General features: G+C 64.6%; 4 protein-coding genes. 3 read left to right on the top strand and 1 reads right to left on the bottom strand.

Annotation, left to right across the window (positions count from 1 at the left end; translation table 11 throughout):
• Positions 1-59: 59 nt before the first annotated feature.
• Complete coding sequence (locus ACESMT_RS13630; RefSeq protein ID WP_372827141.1) at positions 60-503, bottom strand: universal stress protein; 444 nt, start codon at positions 501-503, stop codon at positions 60-62.
• A 110-nt stretch (positions 504-613) separates the two neighbouring features.
• Here ACESMT_RS13630 and ACESMT_RS13625 point away from each other — a divergent pair, with 110 nt between their 5' ends.
• The 3 genes from ACESMT_RS13625 to ACESMT_RS13615 all read left to right on the top strand — a co-directional run.
• Positions 614-2896: a heavy metal translocating P-type ATPase gene (locus ACESMT_RS13625; protein ID WP_372827140.1), complete on the top strand. Its 2283-nt coding sequence runs from the start codon at positions 614-616 to the stop codon at positions 2894-2896.
• The gene (gene ccoS / locus ACESMT_RS13620) at positions 2897-3034 is read left to right on the top strand and encodes a cbb3-type cytochrome oxidase assembly protein CcoS (protein ID WP_372827139.1); all 138 of its coding nucleotides are present in this window, start codon (positions 2897-2899) and stop codon (positions 3032-3034) included.
• A gap of 64 nt (positions 3035-3098) precedes the next feature.
• A partial coding sequence (locus ACESMT_RS13615) for a cbb3-type cytochrome c oxidase subunit I (RefSeq protein WP_372827138.1) occupies positions 3099-3536 on the top strand: 438 nt, incomplete at its 3' end.

Here is a 3536-nt window from a genome sequence, read left to right as displayed (position 1 = left end):
GTGTATTTGCTGCCGTCGGCGGCGAAAACTATTTTCATGAAGTCTCCTGGTAAAAAATGTCAGCGTAACACCAGCACCGGCACGCTGCTGTGCGTGAGCACGTGCTGGGTCTCGCTGCCCAGCAGCAGGCGCTTGATGCCCTTGCGGCCATGCGAGGCCATGACGATGAGGTCGCACTTGTGTTTTTTGGCAGTGGCCATGATGGCCTCGGCCACAAGATCGGAGCGCGCGATCACGGCTTTGACCTTGACGCCGGCATCCAGCGCGTTGGTTTCGACCGCGTCCACGATGGCCTGGCCGTCATCGGCCCATTTTTTCTCGATGCGGCTGACATCCTCGGTGGAGATGGACACACCGCCCTCGAAATAACTCATGGGGTAACGCGGAACGACGTTGAGCGCGACCAGACTGGCGCCGGTTGCGGCCGCCAGGTCGATCGCGCTGCGCACGGCCTTTTTTGAAAGCGTGGAACCATCGGTAGTAACAAGAATGCGCTGATACATGTCTGACTCCCTGTGAATGAGCTGATACAGACCCGAGCTTAAGCCAGGTCGCCTGCCGGGTGTTGATCCATGTCAATCGGGCCTGCTGCCGTGCTGGTTAGCCTTGGAGCATGCCCGCTGCTCTTGCTTTTCCTGGTCTCGAAAAGGCCGTCTCCAGCGACGATTTTCCGCGCCGGGAGACGCTTGACGATCCTGCGGAATGGACAGGATTCAGCCGGCCCGTGGCCGGGCGGGATGGCTGGTGGGAGTCCTACCTGTCGATCAGCGGCATGTATTGCGCGGCCTGTTCGCTGACCGTGGAGCAGGTTTTGTGCGGGCTGCAGGGCGTGGAGGGCGTGCAGGTCAACGGAGCGACGGCCACTGCGCGCCTGCTCTGGCAGGCCGGCGTGAGCCGCCCTTCGGACTGGCTGCGTACGCTCCAGGGTGCCGGCTACGGGGCGTTGCCTGCCGGTGACATGTTGTCGGCGGCACCGCGCCTGCAGGCACAACGGCTGCTGCTGTGGCGCTGGTTGGTCGCCGGTTTTTGCATGATGCAGGTCATGATGTATGCCACGCCGGCCTATCTGGCGGCGCCCGGCGAGATCACCCCTGACATGCAGGCACTGTTGCGCTGGGCTTCCTGGGTGCTGACCTTGCCGGTGGTGCTGTTTTCCTGCACGCCATTTTTCTCGTCGGCACTGCGCGACCTGCGGCACCGGCGCATCGGCATGGACGTGCCGGTGGCGCTTGGCATCCTGATCGCCTTTGGTGCCAGCTCGGTCGCCACTTTCGATCCGGCTTCGCGCTGGGGTGCAGAGGTCTGGTACGACTCGGTCACCATGTTTGTTTTTTTCCTGCTGTCGGGCCGGCTGCTGGAGCAGCGCCTGCGTGATCGTACCGCCGGCTCGCTGGAGGCGTTGATGCGCAGACTGCCCGCCAGCGTGGAGCGGCAGGACGCGGACGGCCGGTTCGAGCGCGTGGCAGTGCGACGCCTGGTTGTCGGCGATCTGATTCGTGTGTTGCCCGGAGAGGTGATTCCGGCGGACGGCAGTGTGACAGTTGGCGAAAGCCGGGTTGATGAAGCCTTGCTGACTGGCGAATCCGCGCCGCTGCGACGCGCCCCGGGCAGCACGGTGATTGCCGGTAGCCACAACCTGACGGGCCTGTTGCTGATCCAGGTCGCTTGCGCGGGCCCCGACACCCGTTATGCGGGCATTGTTGCGCTGATGGAGCAGGCCTCGGTGCAGAAGCCACAACTGGCGCAGATGGCCGACCGCATCGCCAGCCCCTTTTTGCTGCTGGTGTTGCTGGCCAGCGCGGGCGCAGCCGTATGGTGGTGGCCTGTGGATCCGGCGCATGCTCTGGGTGTGGCGGTGGCGGTGTTGATTGTTACCTGCCCTTGCGCGCTGTCGCTGGCCACGCCGGCGGCGACGCTGGCGGCCGCTGGCGCCCTGGCTCGCCAGGGCGTGATGGTGCGCCGCCTGCAGGCACTTGAGTCCTGCGCGGCGGTGGACACCGTGGTGTTTGACAAGACAGGCACCTTGACCGAAGACCGCATGAAGGTGGTCCACACCCTCACGCCTTCCGGGGTGGACCCGGACGCCATGGGTCGGCTGGCTGCTGCGCTGGCGAATCATTCGCTGCATCCCCTGTCACGTGCGATCGCCGACAGCTATTCGGCCAGCGACGTAGTGCTGACGGGGGTGGAAGAAGTGGCTGGCTGCGGCATGCAAGCCAGGGTTGACCGGGCGCCGGGTCTGCTGTTGCTTGGATCGACCGGGTTTTGCGGCATGCCCGCCGGTGACCGGCAAGCGCGTGGCCCGCAGGTACATCTGGCCGATGAAAGCGGCTGGCTGGCCAGCTTTGAACTGGATGAGGCGCTGCGGCCGGGCGCTGCGGCGGCGGTGCTTGCGCTCGGCCAGCTGGGTTGCCGGGTCCAGCTGCTTTCCGGCGACCAGCGGAACGCGGTAAACCAGCTGGGCCGGCGCGCGGGCATCAGCAGCTGTTTTGGCGAACACTCGCCAGAAGACAAGCTGGACCATATGCGTGGCCTGCAGCAGCAAGGCCAGCGTGTGGCGATGGTGGGCGATGGCATGAACGACGGGCCGGTGCTGGCGCTTGCGAATGTATCCATTGCCATGGGCCAGGCCGTTCCGCTGGCGCAGGCGAAGGCCGACTTCGTGGTGCTGGGCGGCCAGTTGTCGGCTGTGCCTGCGCTGGTGCAGATGGCGCGGCGCACCCGCTCCATCGTGCGTCAGAACCTGGCGTGGGCCGCACTCTACAACGCCGTGTGTGTGCCGCTGGCCGTGCTCGGCGTGATGCCACCCTGGCTGGCGGGCCTGGGCATGGCCGCCAGTTCGTTGCTGGTCGTTCTCAACTCCGCCCGGCTGGCGCGCGCACCGAAGAGGATTTGAATGGACATTTTGTTTCTCCTGATTCCCTTGTCGGTGCTGCTGGCACTGCTGATCATCGCGGCGCTGGGCTGGGCCGTCTGGCGTGGCCAGTTCGACGCGCTGGAGCCCGAAGGCGAACGCATTTTGCGTTCGGATTGACTTTCATCAACTGCGACCCTCTCTGCGGCAGGGACACTGGAAGTATCACGTCAACAGGTGTTTCATGAACGATCAATCACTTCCAGCCCCAGCGGCGATGTACCACGATACCGCCGTGCGGCAATTTGCCCTCATGTCGGTGGTGTGGGGGGTGGTCGGCATGCTGGTCGGCGTCATCATCGCCTCGCAGCTGGCCTGGCCTGAACTCAACTTCGGGATTTCCTGGCTCAGCTACGGCAGGTTGCGGCCGCTGCACACCAACGCAGTGATTTTTGCTTTCGGCGGCTGTGCCTTGATGGCCACCAGTTTTCACGTGGTCCAGCGTACCTGCCAGGTCCGGCTGTTCGCACCAGCGCTGGCTTCGTTTGTGTTCTGGGGCTGGCAGGCGGTGATTGTGGCGGCGGCCATCAGCCTGCCGCTGGGCTACACCTCGGGCAAGGAATACGCCGAACTCGAATGGCCAATTGACATCCTGATCACCCTGGTCTGGGTCGCCTACGCC

This window comes from Polaromonas sp. (assembly GCF_041689105.1).
GTDB lineage: Bacteria > Pseudomonadota > Gammaproteobacteria > Burkholderiales > Burkholderiaceae_C > Polaromonas.
Note: the sequence above shows the minus strand (reverse complement) of the source record. Positions and strands in the feature narration are given on the sequence as shown.

What these genes read in the sequence shown, in the direction of transcription:
- ACESMT_RS13625 (WP_372827140.1), top strand. Translation starts at nt 614, where the DNA reads ATGCCCGCTGCTCTTGCTTTTCCTGGTCTCGAAAAGGCCGTCTCCAGC.
- ACESMT_RS13630 (WP_372827141.1), bottom strand. Translation starts at nt 503, where the DNA reads ATGTATCAGCGCATTCTTGTTACTACCGATGGTTCCACGCTTTCAAAA.
- ccoS (WP_372827139.1), top strand. Translation starts at nt 2,897, where the DNA reads ATGGACATTTTGTTTCTCCTGATTCCCTTGTCGGTGCTGCTGGCACTG.